General features: G+C 63.8%; 28 protein-coding genes and 1 tRNA gene. 15 read left to right on the forward strand and 14 right to left on the reverse strand.

All coding sequences use genetic code 11. From position 1 onward, the window contains the following. Window positions 1-10: 10 nt before the first annotated feature. The 6 genes from ABT375_RS12530 to ABT375_RS12555 all read left to right on the forward strand — a co-directional run bounded on the left by ABT375_RS12530 (window position 11) and on the right by ABT375_RS12555 (window position 5,633). On the forward strand, window positions 11-313 hold the full coding sequence (locus tag ABT375_RS12530; RefSeq protein ID WP_224546570.1) for a hypothetical protein: 303 nt from the start codon (window positions 11-13) through the stop codon (window positions 311-313). 190 nt (window positions 314-503) lie between these two features. After that, a complete protein-coding gene (locus ABT375_RS12535) occupies window positions 504-953 on the forward strand; it encodes a MarR family winged helix-turn-helix transcriptional regulator (RefSeq protein ID WP_224546571.1) in 450 nt (149 codons plus the stop codon). 10 nt (window positions 954-963) lie between these two features. After that, on the forward strand, window positions 964-3,042 hold the full coding sequence (locus ABT375_RS12540; RefSeq protein ID WP_416462710.1) for an FUSC family protein: 2,079 nt from the start codon (window positions 964-966) through the stop codon (window positions 3,040-3,042). Continuing rightward, window positions 3,039-3,254 (forward strand): DUF1656 domain-containing protein, encoded by a 216-nt coding sequence (locus ABT375_RS12545; RefSeq protein WP_416462712.1) that lies wholly within the window; start codon window positions 3,039-3,041, stop codon window positions 3,252-3,254. The genes ABT375_RS12540 and ABT375_RS12545 overlap by 4 nt, the downstream gene beginning before the upstream one ends. Further along, window positions 3,251-4,186: an efflux RND transporter periplasmic adaptor subunit gene (locus tag ABT375_RS12550; protein WP_416462714.1), complete on the forward strand. Its 936-nt coding sequence runs from the start codon at window positions 3,251-3,253 to the stop codon at window positions 4,184-4,186. Before ABT375_RS12545 ends, ABT375_RS12550 begins: the two co-directional genes overlap by 4 nt. A 70-nt stretch (window positions 4,187-4,256) precedes the next feature. Beyond that, the gene (locus tag ABT375_RS12555) at window positions 4,257-5,633 is read left to right on the forward strand and encodes an efflux transporter outer membrane subunit (RefSeq protein WP_416462716.1); all 1,377 of its coding nucleotides are present in this window, start codon (window positions 4,257-4,259) and stop codon (window positions 5,631-5,633) included. Window positions 5,634-5,829: 196 nt separating this feature from the next. On the opposite strand, the gene ABT375_RS12560 is transcribed toward ABT375_RS12555, so the two are convergent. Continuing rightward, on the reverse strand, window positions 5,830-6,345 hold the full coding sequence (locus ABT375_RS12560; protein ID WP_224546576.1) for an outer membrane protein assembly factor BamE: 516 nt from the start codon (window positions 6,343-6,345) through the stop codon (window positions 5,830-5,832). Window positions 6,346-6,507: 162 nt separating this feature from the next. On the opposite strand from ABT375_RS12560, the gene ABT375_RS12565 reads away from it, so the two are divergent. The 4 genes from ABT375_RS12565 to dinB are packed head-to-tail and all read left to right on the forward strand — an operon-like array spanning window position 6,508 to window position 9,253. Next, a complete protein-coding gene (locus ABT375_RS12565) occupies window positions 6,508-7,032 on the forward strand; it encodes a ubiquinol-cytochrome C chaperone family protein (RefSeq protein WP_416462718.1) in 525 nt (174 codons plus the stop codon). Further along, window positions 7,029-7,571 carry a DUF177 domain-containing protein gene (locus tag ABT375_RS12570; RefSeq protein ID WP_416462720.1) on the forward strand — a complete coding sequence of 181 codons (543 nt, stop codon included), beginning with the start codon at window positions 7,029-7,031 and terminating at the stop codon, window positions 7,569-7,571. Before ABT375_RS12565 ends, ABT375_RS12570 begins: the two co-directional genes overlap by 4 nt. A 9-nt stretch (window positions 7,572-7,580) precedes the next feature. After that, window positions 7,581-8,111 carry a hypothetical protein gene (locus ABT375_RS12575; RefSeq protein WP_416462722.1) on the forward strand — a complete coding sequence of 177 codons (531 nt, stop codon included), beginning with the start codon at window positions 7,581-7,583 and terminating at the stop codon, window positions 8,109-8,111. Between the two features lie 50 nt (window positions 8,112-8,161). Then, window positions 8,162-9,253, forward strand: coding sequence for a DNA polymerase IV (gene dinB, locus ABT375_RS12580; protein WP_416462724.1), 1,092 nt, complete (start codon window positions 8,162-8,164; stop codon window positions 9,251-9,253). Window positions 9,254-9,321: 68 nt separating this feature from the next. Here the strand turns inward: dinB and ABT375_RS12585 are convergent, their stop codons facing one another. Then, window positions 9,322-10,116, reverse strand: a complete 795-nt coding sequence (locus tag ABT375_RS12585; protein ID WP_416462726.1) for a DUF1134 domain-containing protein — start codon at window positions 10,114-10,116, stop codon at window positions 9,322-9,324. A gap of 221 nt (window positions 10,117-10,337) precedes the next feature. On the opposite strand from ABT375_RS12585, the gene ABT375_RS12590 reads away from it, so the two are divergent. Together ABT375_RS12590 and ABT375_RS12595 are read left to right on the forward strand one after the other, a co-directional pair. After that, window positions 10,338-10,429 (forward strand) — tRNA-Ser (locus tag ABT375_RS12590). A gap of 151 nt (window positions 10,430-10,580) precedes the next feature. Then, on the forward strand, window positions 10,581-11,921 hold the full coding sequence (locus ABT375_RS12595; RefSeq protein ID WP_416462728.1) for a tyrosine-type recombinase/integrase: 1,341 nt from the start codon (window positions 10,581-10,583) through the stop codon (window positions 11,919-11,921). 3 nt (window positions 11,922-11,924) lie between these two features. On the opposite strand, the gene ABT375_RS12600 is transcribed toward ABT375_RS12595, so the two are convergent. From ABT375_RS12600 to ABT375_RS12655, 12 genes are all read right to left on the reverse strand, one after another. Next, window positions 11,925-12,101: a helix-turn-helix transcriptional regulator gene (locus ABT375_RS12600; protein ID WP_416462730.1), complete on the reverse strand. Its 177-nt coding sequence runs from the start codon at window positions 12,099-12,101 to the stop codon at window positions 11,925-11,927. A gap of 2 nt (window positions 12,102-12,103) precedes the next feature. Beyond that, window positions 12,104-13,210, reverse strand: a complete 1,107-nt coding sequence (locus tag ABT375_RS12605; RefSeq protein ID WP_416462732.1) for a phosphoadenosine phosphosulfate reductase family protein — start codon at window positions 13,208-13,210, stop codon at window positions 12,104-12,106. Window positions 13,211-13,224: 14 nt separating this feature from the next. Next, window positions 13,225-13,470, reverse strand: a complete 246-nt coding sequence (locus tag ABT375_RS12610) for a hypothetical protein (protein ID WP_416462735.1) — start codon at window positions 13,468-13,470, stop codon at window positions 13,225-13,227. 100 nt (window positions 13,471-13,570) lie between these two features. Beyond that, window positions 13,571-13,813, reverse strand: coding sequence for a DUF2312 domain-containing protein (locus ABT375_RS12615; RefSeq protein WP_416462737.1), 243 nt, complete (start codon window positions 13,811-13,813; stop codon window positions 13,571-13,573). Between the two features lie 11 nt (window positions 13,814-13,824). Further along, window positions 13,825-14,034, reverse strand: coding sequence for a hypothetical protein (locus ABT375_RS12620; protein ID WP_416462739.1), 210 nt, complete (start codon window positions 14,032-14,034; stop codon window positions 13,825-13,827). Continuing rightward, window positions 14,024-14,485 carry a hypothetical protein gene (locus tag ABT375_RS12625; protein WP_416462740.1) on the reverse strand — a complete coding sequence of 154 codons (462 nt, stop codon included), beginning with the start codon at window positions 14,483-14,485 and terminating at the stop codon, window positions 14,024-14,026. The genes ABT375_RS12620 and ABT375_RS12625 overlap by 11 nt, the downstream gene beginning before the upstream one ends. A 17-nt stretch (window positions 14,486-14,502) precedes the next feature. Continuing rightward, window positions 14,503-17,229, reverse strand: a complete 2,727-nt coding sequence (locus ABT375_RS12630) for a toprim domain-containing protein (protein ID WP_416462742.1) — start codon at window positions 17,227-17,229, stop codon at window positions 14,503-14,505. A gap of 106 nt (window positions 17,230-17,335) precedes the next feature. Next, window positions 17,336-17,623 carry an ogr/Delta-like zinc finger family protein gene (locus ABT375_RS12635; protein WP_416462744.1) on the reverse strand — a complete coding sequence of 96 codons (288 nt, stop codon included), beginning with the start codon at window positions 17,621-17,623 and terminating at the stop codon, window positions 17,336-17,338. A gap of 53 nt (window positions 17,624-17,676) precedes the next feature. Beyond that, a complete protein-coding gene (locus ABT375_RS12640) occupies window positions 17,677-18,165 on the reverse strand; it encodes a hypothetical protein (RefSeq protein ID WP_416462747.1) in 489 nt (162 codons plus the stop codon). Next, window positions 18,162-18,497 (reverse strand): hypothetical protein, encoded by a 336-nt coding sequence (locus ABT375_RS12645; protein WP_416462749.1) that lies wholly within the window; start codon window positions 18,495-18,497, stop codon window positions 18,162-18,164. The genes ABT375_RS12640 and ABT375_RS12645 overlap by 4 nt, the downstream gene beginning before the upstream one ends. 109 nt (window positions 18,498-18,606) lie before the next feature. After that, window positions 18,607-18,891, reverse strand: coding sequence for a hypothetical protein (locus ABT375_RS12650; protein WP_416462751.1), 285 nt, complete (start codon window positions 18,889-18,891; stop codon window positions 18,607-18,609). Next, complete coding sequence (locus tag ABT375_RS12655) at window positions 18,891-19,184, reverse strand: carph-isopro domain-containing protein (RefSeq protein WP_416462753.1); 294 nt, start codon at window positions 19,182-19,184, stop codon at window positions 18,891-18,893. Before ABT375_RS12655 ends, ABT375_RS12650 begins: the two co-directional genes overlap by 1 nt. A 103-nt stretch (window positions 19,185-19,287) precedes the next feature. Here ABT375_RS12655 and ABT375_RS12660 point away from each other — a divergent pair, with 103 nt between their 5' ends. From ABT375_RS12660 to ABT375_RS12670, 3 genes are all read left to right on the forward strand, one after another. Next, window positions 19,288-19,812, forward strand: coding sequence for an XRE family transcriptional regulator (locus ABT375_RS12660; protein ID WP_416462755.1), 525 nt, complete (start codon window positions 19,288-19,290; stop codon window positions 19,810-19,812). 210 nt (window positions 19,813-20,022) lie between these two features. After that, window positions 20,023-20,757, forward strand: a complete 735-nt coding sequence (locus ABT375_RS12665; protein ID WP_416462757.1) for a hypothetical protein — start codon at window positions 20,023-20,025, stop codon at window positions 20,755-20,757. Continuing rightward, window positions 20,754-21,473, forward strand: coding sequence for a Bro-N domain-containing protein (locus ABT375_RS12670; RefSeq protein WP_416462759.1), 720 nt, complete (start codon window positions 20,754-20,756; stop codon window positions 21,471-21,473). The genes ABT375_RS12665 and ABT375_RS12670 overlap by 4 nt, the downstream gene beginning before the upstream one ends. Window positions 21,474-21,485 lie beyond the last annotated feature (12 nt).

A 21,485-nucleotide genomic window follows, 5' to 3' on the forward strand; every position in this document is an offset into this window, starting at 1 on the left:
GAGAATCGAGATGGCTGCAGTGGATGGCGCTTATGATTGCGTGGCCAAAACGCCGATGGGCGACCAGAAGGGGGTCTTCACCGTCATCAGCAGCGGCGACCGCTTCAACGGCACCTTTGCCGGGATGATGGGGTCGCTGGATGTGGTCGACGGCAAGGTCGATGGCGCGAAGCTGACATGGAAGATGGAAATGACCATGCCCATGCCGATGACGCTCGAATGCGAGGCCGACGTGGCGGGCGATGCCATCACCGGCACGATGCAGCTCGGCGCATTCGGCGCGTCGGCCTTCAACGGGACGCGCCGGGCTTAGGCATCGTCCGCCGTCGGCAGCGGGTTCCCGCTAAAGCGCGGCGTGTAGTTCAGACGACAGAACCGGGCTGCCGCCTGCGCGGGAGCCCGGTTCTGGCTTTAATAATCGCGGCGCGACCTTCCTGTGCGCGACAGCGAGCGAGACAGCAATACGCCGTTGACAATTTCCATTAGTTAGCTATCTAATGGAAATGCCCCTGTCAGAACCCAAGCGCGCACTGGCGCACAAGATGGCTCCGGTCGCCCGCGCCTGGCGGCAACTGGCCGACACTGCCCTGGCGGAATTCGGCGTATCCAACAGCGCCGGATGGTGCCTGATCCATATCGATCGGCTGGGTGGCGAGGTAGGGCAAAGCGCGCTGGCCGAGTCGCTGGATATCAGCCAGCCATCGCTGGTCCGCACGCTGGACCAGTTGCAGACCGGCGGACTGGTGACGCGGGCGCAACATCCCGACGACAAGAGATCCAATATTGTCGGGCTGGCTCCGGCGGGGCGAGATCTGGTCGGCAGGATCGAAGCGAAGCTCGACGCCCTGCGGGCCGAGTTGCTGAAGGACGTGCCCGAAGAGGCGATCGAGGTCGCAGTATGGCTGCTGGACCTGCTGAGCCTGCGCATCGCCGAACGGAAGAGCGCGGCGTGAGCATCCGGCCATGAGCGGCAAGATCTTCGGCGAACGCTTCGGCGAACGCTTCGGCGTACCGGTCGCGCTCTTTTCCCTCAAATGCCTGGTTGCGGCCATGCTGGCGCTCTACCTCGCGTTCAGCATCGGGCTGGAGCGGCCCTATTGGGCATTCCTGACCAGCTATATCGTCGCCCAGCCGATGGCCGGCGCGGTGATTTCCAAGGCGGTTTTTCGCGCCATCGGCACATTGGTCGGCGCGACGTTCGCCGTCGCCATCGTTCCGCCGCTCGTCAATGCGCCCGAATTGCTGGTGCTGGCCATGGCGTCATGGCTGGCGTTGTGCGTATTCGTGTCGCTGATGGACCGCACGCCGCGATCCTATATGTTCGTGCTGGCGGGCTATACCGCCTGCCTGATCGTCTTCCCCGACGTCGATACGCCGCAGACCATCTTCACCGTGGCGTCGTTGCGCGTCCAGGAGATTTTGATCGGCATCGCCTGCGGCAGCCTGGTCCATAGCGTGGTGCTGCCCGGATCGATCAGCAGCGTGCTGCTGGCGCGGGTGGAGGCGATGCTGCGCGACGCCGAGCGCTGGACCCGCGACGCGATCGCGACGGAACCGGTAGCGGGGCTGGACGCCGAGCGCCGCCGGCTGGCGCAGGACGTCACCGAATTGCACCAGATGTCGGTCCACCTGCCCTTCGACATCAGCCGCCTGGCGCCGCGAGTGCGGACGGTTCGCGCGTTGCAGGACCAGTTGTCATTGTTGCTGCCGCTGGGCGCGGCGGCGGAGGACCGGCTGGCGCAGCTAAAGGCCGCCAACGGCGGAACCGTGCCGCCGCAGGTCGAGAGGCTGATCGCCGATGTCCGAGACTGGCTGGATTCGCCGGTGGTCGACAATGACAGCCGGGCGCGGCTGGCCCAGGCGCTGATCGACCGCTGCGCCGGACTTGAGCCGACGGCGGCACCCGACATGGGCTGGGCCGACATGATGCGCCTGAGCCTCTACGCCCGGCTGGCCACGCTGATCGCGGCGCATCGCGACTGCCGCGACCTGCACGACCAGATGGCGACGCACAGTCGCGCCGCGGTGACGCCGCGCGTCGCGCAACTGCTGGAGGGCCGGCGCAACCGCGAACTGCACCGCGACTATGCCAGCGCAGCGCGCGGCGCGTTCAGCGCCTTCGTCACGGTGGCGCTGGGCTGCGCGATCTGGATATTGAGCGGCTGGAAGGATGGCGGCACCGCGGTGATGCTGGCGGGCGTGTTCCTGGCGCTGTTCGCGGCGGTCGACAATCCGCTGGCCCCGCTCAGGGGCTTCATGGTCGGCACGGTCGCGGCGTCGGCGCTGGGCGCGCTGTACGGCTATGCGATCATGCCGCGGCTGGACGGCTTCCTGATGCTGGCGCTGGCCTATGCGCCCGCTTTGCTGCTGCTGGGCGCGATGATGGCGTCGCCGCGCTGGGCGGGGATTGCGCTGCCCACCCTGCTGGGGTTGGGCAGTCCTGTGCTGCTGTCGAGCAGCTATGTCAGCGCCTTTGGCAGCTATATCAACGGCGCGGTGGCGCAGATCGTCGGCATCTGGTTCGCGATCCTGATGGCCGGGCTGTTGCAGTCGGCCGGGGTCGAACGCGCGATCCGCCGCACGCTGCGCGCCGGCTGGACCGACATCGCCAATCGCGCGACATTGATGAGCCCGCCCGACGTGCGCGGCTGGATCAACCGGATGCTCGACCGCATCGCCCTGCTCGCCCCGCGGCTGGCGGCGACCCGTGCCGACAGCGGCAAGCCGCTCTACGACGCCCTGCGCGACCTGCGTACAGGCGTCGCGATCGGCGAACTGCGCCAGTTGCGACTGGACCTGCCCCCGGAAGAAGGCGCTCCGCTGACCGCGGTGCTGGGCGGGGTGAGCCGCCATTATCGCGGGCTGGACCCGGACAAGCCGGTGCCCGCCGACCCCGCGCTGCTCCACGATATCGACGGCGCCATCGACGCGCTGAGCGCCCATCCCCGCCTGCCGGTGCGCCGCGAGGGCGTGCTGGGGCTGGTGAGCCTGCGCCGCAACCTCTTCCCCGACGCCCATGCCTATCGGAGAGCCATCGCATGACCGGCGAAATTGCCATGGGGGGCATCTTCATCCCCACCCTGTTGCTGCTGGCGCTGGTCGCGCTGGTGCTGAGCTGGGCGCTGACCCGGCTGATCGCCGCCTTCGGCCTCTATCGCTTCCTGGCCTATCGCGCGGCGGTGGACCTCAGCCTTTTCATCCTCCTGCTCGGCGGCCTCGCCTTGCTCGTCCCCACCTTTGGAATCCGTCTATGAACCGCCTGTCCGATTCGCCGTTTTGGAAGGGGCTGGTCCGCAGCGCCGCCACCATCCTGCTCGTCATCGCCGCGGCGCTGGTCGCGATCTGGATGTGGAATCATTATGAGCGCAGCCCCTGGACCCGCGACGGGCGGGTGCGCGCCGATGTGGTGCGGGTGACGCCCGACATCAGCGGGCTCGTGACGTCGGTCGCGGTGCATGACAACCAGCAGGTGAAGGCCGGCGACCTGCTGTTCGTGATCGACACGCCGCGTTACGCACTGGCGCTGGATCAGGCCCGGTCGCAGATCGCCAGCGCGCAGGCGACATTGGCGCAGGCACGGCGGGAGGCGCGGCGCGACCTGGCGCTGGGCGACCTGGTGGCTGCGGAGACGCATGAGCAGAATGTCGCGCGGGTCGAGACGGCACAGGCCGCGCTGACCGAGGCGATGAGCGCGCGCGAGGGCGCGGCGCTGAACCTGCAACGGACGCGGGTGCTGGCGTCGGTCAATGGCGTGGTCACCAATCTGGACCTGCATCCGGGCGACTATGTCGGCGCGGGGAGCCAGGCGCTGGCCCTGATCGACAGCGATTCGATGCGGGTGGAGGGCTATTTCGAGGAAACCAAGCTGGGGCTGATCTGCATCGGCGCGCCGGTGACGGTGCGGCTGATGGGCGAGGCGCAGGATCTGCACGGCCGGGTCGAGAGCATCGCCTTCGGCATCGACGACGACAGCCGGACCAACAGCGGCAACCTCCTCCCCTCCGTCGAGCCGACCTTCAGTTGGGTGCGGCTGGCCCAGCGCATTCCGGTGCGGGTGAAGCTGGACAAGGCGCCGGCGGGGTTGCGGCTGATTTCGGGCCGGACCGCAACGGTGACGGTGCAGCCCGCGGCGCCTGAGAAAAATGGGGACAAGGATGGCAAGGCGGGGGTTTGCCGTCATGGCTAAGGCTAACCGGACCAAAAGGCAGCCTGTTCCCGCCTGCGCGGGACCGCATAAGGGTTTGGGGGCCGCGCTGTTGGTGTTGGCCCTGTCCGCCTGTGCGACCGGCGGGCCGGATTATCGCCCGCCGGCCCGGTCCGCCGCCACCGCGCCGGCCGCGACCGGGGCGTTTCATTCGGCGCAGGGCGGGCAATATAGCCAGGCCGACCTGCCCGACCATTGGTGGCGTCTCTATGCCGATCCACAACTCGATACGCTGATCGCGCAGGCGCTGGCCGCCAATACCGACCTGCGCCAGGCCGACGCCAATCTGGCCCAGGCACAGGCGGTATTGCGGGAGGCGGAGGCCGGGCGCACCGTCACGACCAGCGTCAGCGGCAGCGGCCTGTCGCTGTCGCGGCCATCCAGCACCGGCTACAGCCTGCCGGGCGTGGTCGGCTATGATCTGGGCCTGTCCGCCAGCTATCCGCTGGACCTCAACGGCCGGATCAAGCGCGCGATCGAGGCGAGCGGCGCGGATGTCGAGGCCAGCGCAGCGGCGCGCGACTATGTGCGGGTCAGCGTCGCGGCGGCGACCGCGCGGGCCTATGCACAGATATGCGCGGCCAATTACAGCCTGGGCGTAAACCGGCGGGTGGTGGCGTTGCAGCGCGATACGCTGAACGCGACGCGGCGGCTGGCGAAGGGCGGGCGCGGCACCGCCTTCGACGTCAGCCGGGCGCAGGCTGCGGTGGACAGCAGCGCGGCGGCGCTGCCGGCGTTCGAGGCGCAACGGCAGAATGGGCTTTACCTGCTGGCGACCCTGCTGGGGCGGCCGCCGGCCGATTACCCACGCGATGTCGAGAGTTGCGCCGCGCTACCGTCCTTGCGCATGGCCCTGCCCGTCGGCGACGGCGCGGCGCTGATCCGGCGGCGACCCGACATCCGCCAGGCCGAGCGCGCCATCGCGGCGGATACCGCGCGGCTGGGGGTGGCGACCGCCGACCTCTATCCGCAGATCAGCATTGGCGGGTCGGTCGGCCTGTCGGGGCCGCTCAAGGATCTGGGTTCGGGCACGGGATTCGGCTTCAGCCTGGGGCCGCTCATCAGCTGGAGCTTCCCCAACCGGCCGGTGGTGCGGGCGCGCATCGCGCAGGCCGATGCCGCGGTACAGGGCGATCTGGCCGGGTTCGACGGTACGGTGCTGGAGGCGCTACGCCAGACCGAGACGGCGCTGGAAAGCTATCGCCGCGATGCCGAGCGGGCGGCGGCATTGGACCGGGCGCGGGACAGCGCGGCGCTGTCCGCAAGCCAGGCGGGCAAGCTGTTCCGATTCGGACGGGGCGATTTCCTGTCGCTGCTGGACGCGCAACGCAGCCTGGCCAGTGCGGAGGTCACCGCGGCGGCAGCGCGGACGCAACTGGTACAGGACCAGATTGCGATCTTCCTGGCGCTGGGCGGCGGCTGGGAGTGAAGCCGGTCGCTGGATCGGCCTATTGAAAGCATCGAGTTTGAAGTAAACCCGATCGCCCTGAGCCTGTCGAAGCCTGTCCTGAGCGCCAGCTGCAGGCAGGCAGTCGCAGGGGGCTATTCTTTCTTTCGACGTCGCAAAAGGAAGAACAGGGCTTCGACGGGTTCAGCCCGAACAGGAGAGAGGTAACGGCGAGATTTTAGCTGCCGTTCGGGCCGCCGCCGGTGTTGCTGCCGCCACCACCGCCGCCCATGCCGCCAGCGCCGACCGCGCCGATATTGCCGAAAATCTCGTCGAACAGGCTGCGGTTGCGGCCCAGCGTCGGGGTCTTGTCGCCCATGGGCGAGATGTGGGCGACCTGGTCCAGACCCATGCGATCGACTGCCGCGACATTGCCAGCGGGGTCGAAGCGGACGCGCAGCACGGTCTGTTCCACCGGCTTGGGATTGGAGAAGGCGAGTGCGCGCATTTCGCGCGACACATAATACCAGTCCTGCTCGCCGAACTGCGACACGAAGCTGGGGCGACCTAGCGTCCCTTCCACCGAGGCGCGGTTATCGATGCCGGGCTGGACCGAATCGACCAGCAGCTTGTCGATCGAATAGCCCTGATGCGTGCGGATGCGGGTGCAGCCCGATGCGCCCAGCACCAGCGCGCTGAGGCCGATCGCGAGCAGGATACGCCCGCGTGGCGAATGACGGCTGAACTGACGCATGAACTTCTCCTGCGGGGGGCCGTCCCGCGAACCCAAGAAACTGATGTCGCCATTGCATTGGGCGACGCAGCGATCAATATGGAAATGCGCAAGCCCCGGCAAGGGGCGCAAAACATCGGACGGTGCGTCGCCGTCCGATCCGTCACGAAAAGCTGTTGCCCGATGTCCGCTTCCCCCTCCTTCCTCCAGCGCCTCTTTGGCCGCACCGATCCCAAAGAGGGGCTGCGCCCGCTCTATAACGCCGTGATCCGGGAGGGACGGGAGCCGCACTGGTATGTCGCGGGCGCGGTGCCCGACACGCTGGACGGGCGATTCGACATGATCGTCGCGATTTTGGCGCAGGTGCTGATCCGGCTGGAGCAGCAGAATGGCGCGCAGGAGAGCGTGTGGCTGACAGAATTGTTCGTCGACGACATGGACGGGCAGTTGCGGCAGGAAGGCATTGGCGACGTCGTAGTCGGCAAACATGTCGGCCGGATGATGAGCGCGCTGGGCGGGCGGATCAGCGCCTATCGCGCGGCGCTGACGGGCGAGGCCGATCTGGCGGAGGCGTTGCGGCGCAACCTCTATCGCGGCGCGGATGTGGAGGACGCCGCGATCGCCCATGTCGAAGGCGCGCTGCGGGCGCGCTGGACACGGCTGGGCTGCGTATCGCGCGACGCGCTGCTGACGGGAGATATCGGATGAGCATCAATCCCTCCCCCAATCTGGTCCCCGAATTTTCGCGGACCCACAAGGTCGACCAGATCGCGCGGCTGGCGGGCAAGCTGCATATCGCGGCGAAGCAGCCGGAGCGCGACGCGCTGGCGCAGCGATTCGGCCTGGCGGCGCTCGATCGGCTGGAGGCCGATTATGGCGTGGCGAACGAGGATGGCGCGATCGTCGCGCGCGGGCGGGTGCGCGCGGAACTGGCCCAGCCCTGCGTCGCGACGGGCGTGCCGGTGCCCGAAACGATCGACAGCGATTTCATACTGCGCTTCGTGGTCGAGAGCGAAGATGTTCAAGCGGCCGACGAACTGGAGCTGGACGCGGAGGATTGCGACACGATCGGCTATGACGGCCATGTCATCGACATGGGCGAAGCGGTGGCCGAGACGATGGCGCTGGCGATGACGCCCTTTCCCCGCGCGCCCGACGCGGACGCCTATCTGAAGGAGGCGGGCGTGCTGAGCGAGGAACAGGCCAGCCCGTTCGCGGCGCTGCTGGCGCTCAAGGACAAGGAATAGGATTTCCCCATGTCCGCCATTCTGGTCGCACTCATGCTGGCGAGCGCCGCGGGTGGGGCGCAGGCGCGGCCCATGATCGGTGAGGATGTGGCCCGGGTCCAGTGGGACATGGCGGAGAATCGGGCCCAATGCGCGCCGCTGGCGCTGCTGTCCGACGGCGGCGCCAAGGGCAAGGCGCGCGCAGCCGATTTCAGCGGCGGCTGGGCGGTCGCGTTCGACCTGCCGGGGAAACGGAGCGCCTATGGCTTTGCCGGGCCGGGCATCATCCTCATGGATGCCGAGCCGGATGCGGCGCAGCGGGCGCGGCTGGACAGGCAATGGCCGTACAGGCGCACATTGGCCGCCCTGCCCGGCCCCGCCTTCGCCGGCTATGGGCTGATCGGCGCGGAACCTTATCCTGCGGCCAATCCGGAGGGCAAGGGCTCGCAGTCGCTTGCATATCTGCGGATCGACGGGCAGCGCTGCACCTATAATGTGTGGAGCCGGATCGGCCGCGCCCATCTGGAGACGCTGCTCGACAATCTGCGCCTCCAGGATTGACGCAGCCGACTCTGTTTCCCTTTCGTTCCTGATTATGGCATAGGCGGCGCATGGACGCCTCGCCGCCGCCGCTGCGCAAGATCATCCATGTCGACATGGACGCCTTTTATGCGTCGGTTGAGCAGCGCGACGATCCTTCGTTGCGAGGATTGCCGATCGCAGTGGGCGGCGGCGGGCCGCGCGGAGTAGTGGCGACATGCAGTTATGAGGCGCGCACATTCGGCGTGCGATCCGCCATGCCGGGCGCGCGGGCGCGGCGGCTTTGCCCCAACCTCATCTTCGTGAAGCCGCGGTTCGAGGTGTATCGCGCGGTGTCGGGACAGGTGCGGGAGATTTTCAGCCGCTTCACCGATATCGTCCAGCCGTTGTCGCTGGACGAAGCCTATCTCGACGTGACCGTGAACAAGCCGGGCATCGCGTCGGCGACGCAGGTGGCGGAAGAGATCAGGCGGATGATCCGGGAAGAGACGGGGCTGACCGCGTCGGCCGGCGTGTCCTACAACAAGCTGATCGCCAAGCTGGCGTCGGACCAGAACAAGCCCGACGGCGTATGCGTGGTGCGGCCGAGCGAGGGGCCGGCCTTCATCGCGGCGATGCCGGTGCGGCGCATCCATGGCGTGGGGCCGGTGACGGCGAAGCGGATGCAGGCGCTGGGGATCGAGACGGGCGCGGATTTACGCGCGCGCGACATGCGCTTCCTGCAGGCGCATTTCGGCAGTGCGGCGGACTATTATTATCGCGCGGCGCGGGGCGAGGACGATCGGCCGGTGCGCGAGCGCGAGGGGCGCAAGTCGGTGAGCGTGGAGGACACGTTTTTCGACGATCTGGTCGAGGAAGCGGCGCTGGTGGCGGAGATCGAGCGGATCGCGGCGAGCCTTTGGACCCGGATCGAGAAAGCGCAGGCCTGGGGCCGGACCGTGGTGTTGAAGGTGAAGTTCGCCGATTTCCGCATCATCACCCGGTCGCGGAGTTTCTCGACGCCGGTGCGGTCGCCCGACATATTGGCGCAGGCCGGGCGGGAACTGCTGGTCGCGCAGCTGCCGCTGCGCATGGGGGCGCGGCTGCTGGGACTGGGCGTGCATAATCTGGAGGGGGAGGAAGAGAACGCGGCGCAGGGCGGGCAACTGGCGCTGGGATTGTAGACGCGCGCCGTGCCCACCTCGCTGCGACTGACGCGCTACGCGCAGGCGGAAAGGGTGTTAAGTCTGCTTTAGAAAGGCAACCAGGTCCGCTTTTCGCTGAACTTCATATAGCCCGCGTTGACGCCCAGGCGATAGCCGACGCCCAGCCGGATGGGGATCAGCACGACATTGCCCCAGCGCAGATAGGAAGCGGTGAAGCCGCCGACCAGATAGGCGGTGCCCTCCGCCGCGGGGAAGCGGTGGTAGAGTTCCTGGGTGTCGTAGAGATTATAGACGAGGACGAAGGTGTTGGCCGCATTGCCGCCAACGTCGAATCCGATCGACGGGCCGGTCCAATAGACTTCGCGCTTGCCCTCCACCTTGTGGTTGAGGGTGCCAGAGCCGTAGCGCAGGCCGACGACGAAGGCGCCCGACGCTTCGCGCCCGGCAATATAGGCGTTGGGGCGGCCCTGATCCTTCAGCACCTTCTCGATGATGCCGGCAAGGCCCTCGGCGCCCTTGCCGAACACGCCTTCGGCCGCGCCGATCAGATCATCCTCCTGATAGGATTCGGCGGGCGAGAGGGCGGCGGGCGGCGAGTTGGTCGTGACCGGCGCCCCGGTGGCAGTGTTGCCGGCGGCGTTGCCCGCCTGCGGCTCATAGGGAGCGACGCCGGGGGTGACGCTCGCGTCGACGCCGGGATCGGTGGGGGTGGTGTTGGCCGGCGGCGGCGGCGCGAGGTCGGAATCGATCGCCGTATTGGGATCGATCGTCTTCACCTGCGCGGAGGCGGCGAGCGGCGTCAGCGCCATGCCCGCCAGCGCCGCGACCAGCGCCGTGGCGCGCGCGATGCGGCCGCCCCTCTGCCCTTTGATGCCGATCATGCCCGTTACTCCCCGAAAAGCCCGCTTCCTAGTCATCATAGGGCATTGCGACCAGCAAGCTGAAACGACAATGAACGAACGGCGACCCGAGTCGATTCCGCGCCGGAACGAAAGACGAAAGGCTGCGAAAATTCCGCAATCAGCCCGTTGCCATGCTGCAAAGCCCTCGCTATAGCCCCTGCCAGCCATTGCTCTCCTGTCTGGGTGGGCAAATTTCGTGCGGAGACGTGGGTGAGTGGCTGAAACCAGCGGTTTGCTAAACCGTCGTGGCCTTAAGGGGCCACCGAGGGTTCGAATCCCTCCGTCTCCGCCAATTTTTCGACAGCATCGGACCGCATGAAGCCAAACGCCGCAGATTTGCGTGCTTTGTCGGCTCCAATTTGTCCGCAATTGTCCTCATTTGTTCTCATGCAGCCGGTCTGCCATATGGTTTGACCTATGGTATGTGATTCGGAGGATATGGTATGGCGGCGCTGACGGACACCAAGGTCCGCACCGCGAAGGCGACCGGCAAGGCTTATAAGCTGACGGATGGGGGCCAGCTTTACCTGCATGTGTCGACCGTGGGCGGTCGCACCTGGCGCATGAATTACCAGTTTGGCAAGAACGACGCGGGCAAGCCTGTCCAGAAGACGCTGACGATCGGCACCTACCCCGCCATATCGTTGAAGGACGCGCGGGAGGCGCGCGACGTGGCCAAGACGCTGTTGGCCAAGGGAATAGAGCCGAAGCCGGTCGATCTATTCCAGCGGGCCGCGCCAATTGCGGACACGCGGCCGACCTTCGAAGAAATCGGGCGGGAATGGCATCGGCTGCAGAAATCACGCTGGTCTAAGGTTCACGCTCAGGACGTCATGGACAATCTGCAGGGAGAGGTCTTTCCCGTGCTAGGTTCGCTGCCGATTGCCGACATCGAGACGCCACGGGTTTTCGAACTGCTCCGGTCGATCGCCGATCGCGGCGCTGTCGAAACTGCGCACCGGACGCGGCAGCGGATCAGCGGCATTTTTGTGTTCGCCATCGCTACGGCCCGCGCCGTGCGTGATCCTGCAGTTGGTCTGGCAGTAGCATTGCCGCAGAAACCCAAGGCGAAGCCCCAACCTGCGATCACGACGCTTACCGAATTGCGCCAGGTGATCATTGATTGTGAGGGCGAACGGTGCCGCGCGCAGACGAAACTTGCCTTGCGGCTGCTGGCATTGACGGCCGTGCGACCGAACGAATTGCATGGTGCGCGCTGGGCGGAGTTCGAAGGGCTGGATGGCGCGGCACCGCTTTGGCGCATACCGGCGGCCAGGATGAAAGGTGACATCGACCGGAAGACTGAGATCGAGGGCGATCACCTGGTCCCGCTCGCCCCGCAAGCCGTTGCTATCCTGCAGGCGATGCTGCCGCTGACTGGTGAAATCGCGTTGGTCTTTCCGACCGATCGCCATTTGCACCGGCCCATGTCTGAAAACACGTTGCGCGCGCTGCTGATCCGGGCCGGATATCATCAGCGTCACGTCCCCCATGGGTTCCGATCGGCCTTTTCGACCATCATGAATGAAAGGGTCGAGCGTCAATGGCGCGCCGCCGGCAACACTGGTGTGTCGCCGGATAGAGCGATCATTGATTTGATGCTGGCCCATGTCCCCGCCAACCGGGTTGAGAAGGCCTATAATCGCGCGGCCTATATGGAGCGACGACGCGAACTGGCGCAGGACTGGGCGGATATTTTGATCGCCGATATGTGGCCGCCGGAAATGCACATCGGCGAGCCGATCAGATGGGCAGCGACCGGGCCGGGGCGGCCCGGTCGATAGCTTTTAGGCAGCATCCTGCAGCCAAGCGTCCACCTGGCTCTCTACCCAACGAGAACACTTCGGACCCAGCTTGCGAGGTGCGGGAAATTGTCCGCGCGATACCAGCGTATAGATATGTGATCGAGATAGTGACGTGCGCTGCATGACGTCAGCGATTTTGAGGAGACGATCGTTAGTCATTACTATGCTGCCTCCTGTAACCGTTGCGAGTGGTAGAGTTCTGCAATGCGGTCGCGAACAAGATGGGCGGTATCGTAGGGCGTGTTGAGATTGTGCACCGCCAGGATGGAGCGTCGAACCTGAGCAATCTGTTGGGCTTCGTCTATCGACGGGATACGCTGGGGCCACCCTTTCACGTAACGGAGATTTTGCGGCATAGCAGCTTCAAGCCGCTGTCGATCCGCCCCCAGCACCTTGCCTCGCCACAGATCAGCCGCCAACGATGCCGGCAGTAGATCAGGCGCGACATCGCCCAGCCACCGCTGAGGCTGGAAGCTGAATGTAGAAGATGCCTCCCGCTCGACTAGGTGGAAAAGCACGCCTCTGTTGCCAGGTGCCCTTGCTGCCGCCGTAATATCCTGCTCGCTGGCTAGAACGCAGAATGCACAGCCCATCCTGGTAGAGCCGTGGACTCGATAGCTTTCATGCAGCGGCAGTCCGTGAGCGCTGATATAGGCGTAAACTTCGCCCTCGGTGATGTTGACGCCAGGGTGCCAGGTTGTGATGCACCCGCCCCCTTTCCTGGTGTAGCTTGGCCCTTCGCGTTTCGAGATAGGAGCTAAGCGGCGTTTCGCGCTTTCCTCGCGCCGGATACCAACGACGGAAACAATTTCGGTCTGCCTCCAATGGCGCAATAGCGCTGGCAACATCACTTGGGTCTTCATCTCTGAGGTACAAAATCGGTTGTTCGCCGATGACCATGGGCCTGTGAGATGGTAGGTTTCCAAATTGACATATCGTTGTCGGCCAAGTTCGAAGCGGCGTTCCCACTTTGACAGCATGTCATAACTTTTGTTGCGAACCAGAAGCGGTATCCCAAGCGCGTCCGCAGTTGCTTCAACCGTCGCCGGTGTCGAAGGCCACTCAATGCGGCCGAGATCTGCATGAATTGCGACGCGGCGATCGTGAGGATGGCCTAATTGGTCGAGCAGCCTGTTGGCAGCGTGGCTTATCGAGACACTGTCTTTGCCGCCCGAGAGGCTGAAAGCGACGGGTGCGCCTGCGGTGATTGCCGCGATCGTGCGATCGTCGATCGCGAGGTTGTCGAAGCCAGTGGTAAATAGCGACAATTGTGGGACGCGCCTCACGGCTGCACCGCCTTCCGGCCAGCATCGGTGATGCGCCACCAATAGATGTTGCCGCCGCCGATCGGCGTGACCCCTTCGACCATGCCCCACCGCGCGAGGCGGCGGAGCATGGTGCGGGCCATGGAGGTCAGACCGAAGCCGCAAGCCTTGGCGACATGGTGGGTGGCGGACAGGCCCGCCGGCGTTTCGGCCAAAAATGCTAGGGCGGTGTGGTCAATGAGAGGGATGCTGGCAGGCTTCACCGGCGATCTCCTTTGGCGTTGGCGAGCGACCAGGCCACCACGAAGGGCGTGGCGGCCAGGACGGCGATGATGAAAAGGGTGCGGAGGCAGGTTTTGCGCATCAGTCCATGCCCAGGGCGGACAGATAGGTTTCGAGGATCGACTGCATTTCCTGCCGCTCGTGGGGCTGCAATTTCCGCAGGCGGACGATCTCTTTCATTTGTTTTGTGTCGAAGCCCTTGGCCTTATATTCGGCATAGACGTCCTTAATGTCGTCCGCGATCCCCTGCTTTTCTTCCTCCAGGCGCTCCACGCGCTCGATGCCGAGGCGGAGGTCTTCGGCGGCTGCATTTTCGTTTGCCATGTGTCGTGCTTTCAGTTGGGCAGACCGACGATCGTCGGCGCCTGGTTGGCAATGGTGATGATGAGGGCGATGCCGGCGGCGTTCAGTGCGCCGGCGAAGGCGACAGTGATCGAGGCGCTGAGCGCGAGTTCGACCAGCTGATCGCGACGCCGACTGCGCGGCGCGCAGCGGTTGCACCGGCAACGCAGCGCATGGATGCGGGCGGATGGATCATGCCGCATGGCGGGTCGCCTTAGCAGCCCGGCTGTCTTCCCAGGCGCGGGCCTGTTCGCAGCGGGTGCAGAGTTGGGGATCGTCGGCCGACCAATTGGCGTCGTTGCCGTTATGGTCATATTGGACGCTGTGTTCGTCCCACCCGCAACCGGTGCAAAGCCGGGGATGCTGGTGTGCCGGCAGGTTGGCCAACTGGTGATAGACATCGATCGAGAAAAAGTAGGGCTTGCCCTCGGTGATGTAGATCCGCTGGTGGCGCAGATTCTCCGCTTCGAGGTTACGGAAATACTGCTCTACATCGTGCTGATGTTCGGGGCGAACCCAGAACGGCGCTGCCACCTGGGCAATGGAGAGGCCGGCGGCGCGCCTTCGCAAGCGAACATATTGCCAAGGCGTCATGACACGCCGGGGCGGCTCTTGGTCGCCCAGCATGGACAGGAGAGAGGGAACGCTACGCATGGTTCGTCCTTTCGTGGTCAAGAGTGTTTGGAGACGGCGCGGGAGGGATCGTGAAAGACCCAGCAGCGGACAGAGCCGGTGCCGTCGTTGCGGGAATTGACGATCGCGCTCTGCTCGACAAAGCGGCGCTGCTTCGACGTTTTGAGGGCGCGGATCAGTTCGGAATGGCTGGGCAGTTCGAGGCGCTTTTCCGCGCATCGCGCCTCCATTTCGTTGAGGCGGACGGCGATCATGCCGTCTTTCCAGTTGCGGCTATGGTTGATCTGGCCGCTCGTGGCGTCGGGCATTATACCTTCTTCCAGATAATCGAAGCGGGTCCAGAACAGCGTTACGATCGGGTCTTCACTGTTGACCGCCAGTTGCCGATCGGCGGCCATCTGGACGATGAACTTGGCGGCCTGGGCCTGCTGGTCGTCACTGAGCGGCACCACGGCGCGGATCGCGTCAAGGAAAGCGAGCAGCTGACCGTGTGTCTTGGCCAGGCGGTTGGTGCGGATTGCCGGCATGGCCAGCAATTCTTCTTCATATTGCGTGAAGGCCTGGCGGAACCGCGCCATGATGTCGCTCTCGCGCTTGGCGGCATGGACAATGAAGCCAGAGATTTTCTCCACTGGCCATTGTTCGAGCCGTTCGGCCGACGCCTTTGACGCCTGGGTAAAATTCGACATGTCGAAGCCGAGCGACATGATGCGCTCCAGCACCGCCCGGCTCGCATTGACCGGCTCATTCTGCTCGATGACGATCGCGCCCCGAAAGGGCGGTTCGAACGTCTCCATGCCGCCATTTTTGACGCCGCGTGAGCGGACGGTGCGGCCGTTATAAGCGGTCTTCAATTCCTCCCATTCGAACTTGCGGGCGTGGCTAGCTTCCTCCCGCCGATCGCCTTCGATCAAGACGACGGGAAGATTGCCCACCTTGCCCAGGTTGCGTGCCATAGCCGCTGGCGTCGCCTTGGCCGGATCGAAGCCCTCGTAATTTTCGCGGCCGAGCAGCTTCCAGAGGAACTCGATCAGGGTCGTTTTGCCGGTGCCGGGCAGGCCGTGCATTTCGAGGAAGGGGAAGCTTTTCATTTCGCCGCGGATCTGCTCGGCAAAGAGCGAGGCGAAGTAGAAGGTCAGGCAGACGACGCCCTTGGCCCCATAGGCGGCCCACAGGTCATCCAGCCAACTGGTGTCCAAATGATCCGCGTCATAATCGATATCCAGGAGCCGTTCGGAGGTGCCGAGTTTCAGCGCCTGCTTACCGATCTGGAAAAATTCATTATCGTTTGGCTTGTAGACGCGGCCGCCGGCAACCGCGATATCGCCGAACACATAGGCCTTGGCGTCGCGGCAATAGCCGGTGAAACCGAGCGGTCGCACGTCGGGCAGATCAGGGGTCTGATGCTGCAATATGCGGGTCAGCTGGAAGGCACTGCCGGTCCAGACGCCGCCAAAGGCGAACAGGCGATCCTCAAAATTGGAGGCTTTGCGCAGCTGGGCGGCGGTAAAGTCACCCTTGATCGGCGCGCGCTTGCCGGGAAAGGTGATGTTGAGGAAGAATTTCGTTTCGTCGGTCGCGTCGTCCCGCTGGCGATACAGGACGCGGAAGGCGCAGTTGGCGATTTCCTCGATCGTCAGGGCTTCGCGTGAGGCGGCCAAGCGGATCGCCTGCTCTTCGTCGCGGTCGATGTCCTCCAGCTTGCGCGTCTTGGCCTGGCGATATTCCTCGATCTTCTCCTGCACGGTGCCGGCGTCGATCGAGCACCAATAGGTGCGGCTGTTGAAGGTGAAGTGGAAGCTATTCCACCGGTGCCGATCCCAGAGCAGGAAGGCCTTTTCCTGGGCGGTGGGGGCGAGAAGTACCTCGCCATGCCAGAGATAGTCGGCTCGGTGCGTCTCGGTCAGCCGATCAAAGCCAAGCAGATCATTCCAGTCGAGATCGTTGCCGGTTTCATCTTCGCCCATGGGCTGTGCCGCGCCGACTTCCCACCCCTGCTGTCGGGCCTTGGCGACATAGTCACGAGTGAACTTTGTGCCAGCAGGACCGGCATCAAAGGCAAAGATGAGCTTGGGCCGCTTGAATGGCGTATCGGTAGCGGCGCAGGCGGCCGCCAGCTGTTTCAGAAACTCATCGGGATAGTTGTTGGTCGACATGGTCGACACGGCGCGCTGACCCGCCTGTTCCAGCGCCCAGGCATTGAATATGCCCTCTGCAAACCAGATGCTGTCGGCCGCTGCCATGTCCGCCATCGTGACGTCAGGGCGTTGCCAGGCTTGGCCCTTATAGGATTTGCCGGGGGCGAAGCGGGCTTTGCGGTCGAAGCGGCCAGGCTGGTCGATCAGCCTTTCCCACCATCCACCGCCTGGTAAGGGGAAGCGCACGGTGGCCGAACCAAAATTGCGTTCCGGATGTTTGAAATATTCCTGGCTGTAGGCATCTCGCATGCCCATCAGGTTCAATTTTCGGGCATCGGTCAGGTAGGCGTCAGCCGCAGCGTTGGGCCTCTCTGTCGTCGCCTTAAACCGCTTCGACCAGGTATCGAAAATATCAGGATAGAGATCGCGGACAGATGCTTCCCACCCGCATTTGTTCATGCGGCCGCACTTGACGACCCACGGATTGTCGCTGCGCGCATAGACCTCTCGGCCGTCGCATTCCTGGCACTTGCCGCCCTGCAGATAGGTGCCGGTTTCCTTCTTCCATTGGAAATCCGCCTTGAGGCGGGCGAGCAATTCGCGGCGTGTTCCATCGCGCATGGTCATGGTGAGATCGGGAGCTTTCGCAGGCAAAGAGATGGCGTTCCCGGCGGCAGGGGTGCGCCGGGTGGATGGGGTAAGGATTAGGACAGGGCGGCCGAGCCGCCGGGCCTTAGCTGGTCATGGCGTCGGCAACGGGTTCGGTGGGTGGCCCATCATCATTGGCGGCGCGATCGTTGTCCGCGTGACGCCAACTGGTCATGGGCAGCGCGATCATGGGCGCGGGCACGCGGCTCGCGACTGTGGCGCGCAGCGTCTCCATCGCGACGACGAATATCGACCCGCAGTGAACAGCGTCCCTGCAGTGATAGTAGATCTCGCGATAGAGCGGCGTGGCCTTGCCCGTGGTCGAGCGCGCGAAAGCGCGCTCGCCGCAGGCAGGGCATTGCACAGAAGGCATACGCGGTGCGCCCCCGCCCTTATTGATCTTTGGCCCCCGGCCAGCATGCATAATCATTCCCCCGTCTTCACCTGGCCGACCCCATTGCCGGGCAGGAATGACTTGAGCCGTGCGATCAGGCGGCCAATGGCGGCGTCACCCTGTTCGGCTTCGGCGATTGCGTGATGGATGGCCGTGGGCGAAGCGCCAGGCTGGGTAAGGGCCATGCTGGCAGCAAGGGCGTCGGCCGATTCGCGGGCCACATTCGAAATGTCGCCGATGAGGGCGATGCGACAGGCCGCCGGGTTTGCCATGACAGCTTCCATCTGGCGCAGATAACTGGCCAGGATCGGCGGCAAGCCTTCGCCGCCAGCCTCCACGAAAGCGCGATCGAGGGCAAAGGCGTGGGCCAGCGTCGGCGTTGCATCCTGGCCGCCTTCCCGCCACAACTGCAGCGTCCGTTTGGCGCGTCCGGTCACACGGCGGGCGGCAGGGATGCCGATGACCGTCGTGATCTCATGCACGGCAAGCGCGAAGGACAAGGGTGCGCGGGTCTTCGTCATGCGGCGGCCCGCCGTTTAAGAAATGTTTCGAGCGCGCGGGCGACGTCGGCGATATCGTCTTCGGCAAGTCGGAGCCGGCCTTCCCAATTGCGCGTCGCGTTTTCTAGGAAAGCCATGGCATCATCGCGCGAAACCGGAACCGGAATGGCATCAGGCGAGACGGTCACGACCCGCGATTTGAGCGACGACAGATAAGTTACCGCCCTTTCATAGGTGTCGCGCCGGTAACCGAAAGAATTGCCGTCGATTTCGCCAGCCAGCACGAAGGTCAATGCGTCAACCGTCGCGCCCAGTTGCGCCTGAGTAAGCATGATGCGCGCGTTGCCCTTCATGCCCCTGCCCTCCCGATCATGCACATTACAAAGATCATGGCGAAAGCGCAGCCGGAGAAGATGGCGTGATGATACCAGCGATAGGGCTGGCAGATACGATCTTCGGGGATCATACCGCCACCGCCATGGCACCAGCGAGGCGGCCCGCAGCAATGGCGATGTGGGCTGACGCCGTAAGGCGGATCGGCTGATCCTTGCGGATATTGCCCAGATGATGCTGGTTGCGGATCGCCTGCCACAGGTCGTGCCGGGTGCAGCGGATTTGCATCTCCAGTTCGGTGACTGTCATCGGTGCCTGTCGATCGAACAGGCTGTTGAGCAGGCCGATTTCAACCGTCTGCTGGTGTGTGAACGTCTTGCCGCAATTGCGCGGCTTGATGAGGATGACAGGCATCAGGCGGCGTCCTTTCGTTGCGCTTTGCCGCTGCGATGGCAGGCGACGGGCGGCGAACAGAGGGATAGAGACAAGTCATCGACGGCATCGGGCCGACCGAGGGGGAAGACGACATGCTCAGCGGTGATCGGAAGGTTCAGCGCCAAACCGACTTCCAAAACATGCGGTTGCTTTTCCGCCGGAATGCGACCGACCCGTTTCCATGCCGCAACGTTTGATGGTGGTTCGCCGATGTGCCTTGCCATCGGTCGGATGCCGCCAAACAGTTCGAAAACTGAGATGTTCTGTTCCATGGGCAGCTTGTGCAAAATATTTACACAAGCCGCAAGCCATAATTTGCTCTGACTAGTGCAAAAATTTCACACACAATCCGACATGCCTCCTGTCGGACCCAAATTGAAAGCGCTTCGCCTGCGGGCTAGGCCGACCCTTACCATTCGAAAAATGGCGGAAGAGCTAGACATTGGCTATTCCCGATATGCTTATTTCGAAGATGAGAAACGGTACAAGAAGCCAACATTGCCGCTCGATTTGGCGCGTGCCATTGCGGATGTTCTCGGCCAGCATGGGATCGATGCGGGAGACGTCATGCTGCTCGCAGGGCTAAGCGAAGCGGAAGCCGAACCAGATGTTCGCGCTATCGAGGCCGCTCGACCCCAACAGCACTTCATCACCCTGCCTGTCGCTCTGCCTAGTGAAAACGCGCTGGCTGATATGTTCGAAAGTTTGCTTTCGCTGATACCGGCGGAAGCGACGCGGGCCGAAGCCGCGCGAATTCTCGCTCAGCGGCTTCCATCTGGCTTTGCAGCGATCGGACCTGTCTTGCTCGATCTGGGCATGCATCATGGCTCTGCATCCGCAACAGCGTCTCGATCTCCCGCCATAGATCATCACGAGCCTGAACAGCCGTCGCACATTTGATCGGGCATTCCGGGCAGGCAAATTCGCATCCTGGCGTCAATCTGATCGCTCGCCCGCTCAACCTTACGCCCTTGCATGTTCCTGATTCGTTCTCGTTCTGGCGATCCGGAACGAAATAGGAAAGCGGAAAAGGGTGGAGAGGAAAATTCCTTGTGGACAAGAGTCCCGCCCGTTCGGCTATGCTGTTTCAGAAAATTGAACAGGTGCCCGATGATTACAGAAACCCTGATTGATGACGATGTTTGGGCTGATGCTCCTGAGAATAACCAAGAAGCTTTCCTCTTTGTCGCCACAAGAGGCAGACAAAAACTTGATTCGATCATTGCTGCCAAGGCGATTGGTGATGCGTTGATCGGCCAGCCCTATGGTGAGGACGAATGGCGCGATCAATATATTCACGAGATTTCGACCCTAGCAGACAGTCTGGGCATCAGCGGCCTTCATGGCCTGAGTCAGTCCATCGGCTCCGCGATAAACAGGCAAAATTTCATGGCGTCGCTCGCTAGGGTGCTCACCAGAATAAAGGCCGAGCGTCGCGCGGAATTGCGCGCTGACAGTGTCCGACTTTCTTATCAAACAAAGAAAACGATACGAGAAAACCTCGAAGAGCTTCGCGCAAAAGTCAATGCATCCAACCTTTCGGACGAGGTGAAGGCAGCCCTGCATAAGAAAATCGATGCGGTCGAAGCCGAACTGGACCATCAGCGATCGAGCTTGCGCCCGATCTGGCTATTGCACGGGGCAATTGCATTGTTCAGTGTCATGCCGCCAGCTGTAGGGATGTTAAACGACGCGCCGGGTGCCATCGCGACGATGAAAGCGATCAGCCACAGCGTTCACCAGGCGAAGGCGGATGAGGAGAGCTTGGAACGGGCGAAGCATCATCCGCCGTTGCTGACGGACGATCGACCCAAACAGATTGAAGATCATTCAGGCAACACGTGACCGCTCTCATCCCCCTCCATTTCGACCAGGCCGACGTTCGCATGGTGATGCGGGAGGGGGAGCCGTGGTGGGTGCTGAATGATGTCTGTTCGACCATAGGTATTTCTGGCCCGCGAATGGCAGCCGCGCGCCTGTTCAACTGGCAAAAAGATTACGTATGGATTCCTGACGCAATCGGCCGGCAGCGGAAAACCCTCGTGGTGAACGAGGCAGGCATCTACGGATTGGTCATTGGCAGCAACAAGGCTGAGGCCGAACGGTTCGCCCATTGGCTGTTCAAGGACGTCCTACCCTCGATCCGCAAATACGGCTCCTACCCACCGCCGGAAACCACCCCCTCGCACACAATCCTCGAAGAAAGCCCATGGGAGGGTATTGAGACAAAGACAGTCGGCCAGCGGTTTAAGCAAGAGCGTCTGCGGTGGGAGGCGGACAATGCGCGATCGTTCGCCGACGTGCCCAGCTTTTCGAAACGCATCATCATGGCGATCGAGGATGATATGGGCGGCGCGACTAAGGGCAATCGCCTGCATATCATGACGGTCGCCGGTCTGGACACGCTGTATATATTGACGGGTCGGCGGACCATGACCGAGCCGGAGCGCGCGTTGCGCGACACATACCGAAATGCCGAGCCGCAACGACGGCAAGCCATGATCGCGCAGATCGGCGCGACGTTGCAGTTGGGGCGGTCCAGCGCGGACGATGTGGCGTGATGCTTAACCGCC

It is taken from the genome of Sphingomonas sp. VDB2, assembly GCF_047946695.1.
Taxonomy (GTDB): Bacteria; Pseudomonadota; Alphaproteobacteria; order Sphingomonadales; family Sphingomonadaceae; genus Sphingobium; species Sphingobium bisphenolicum.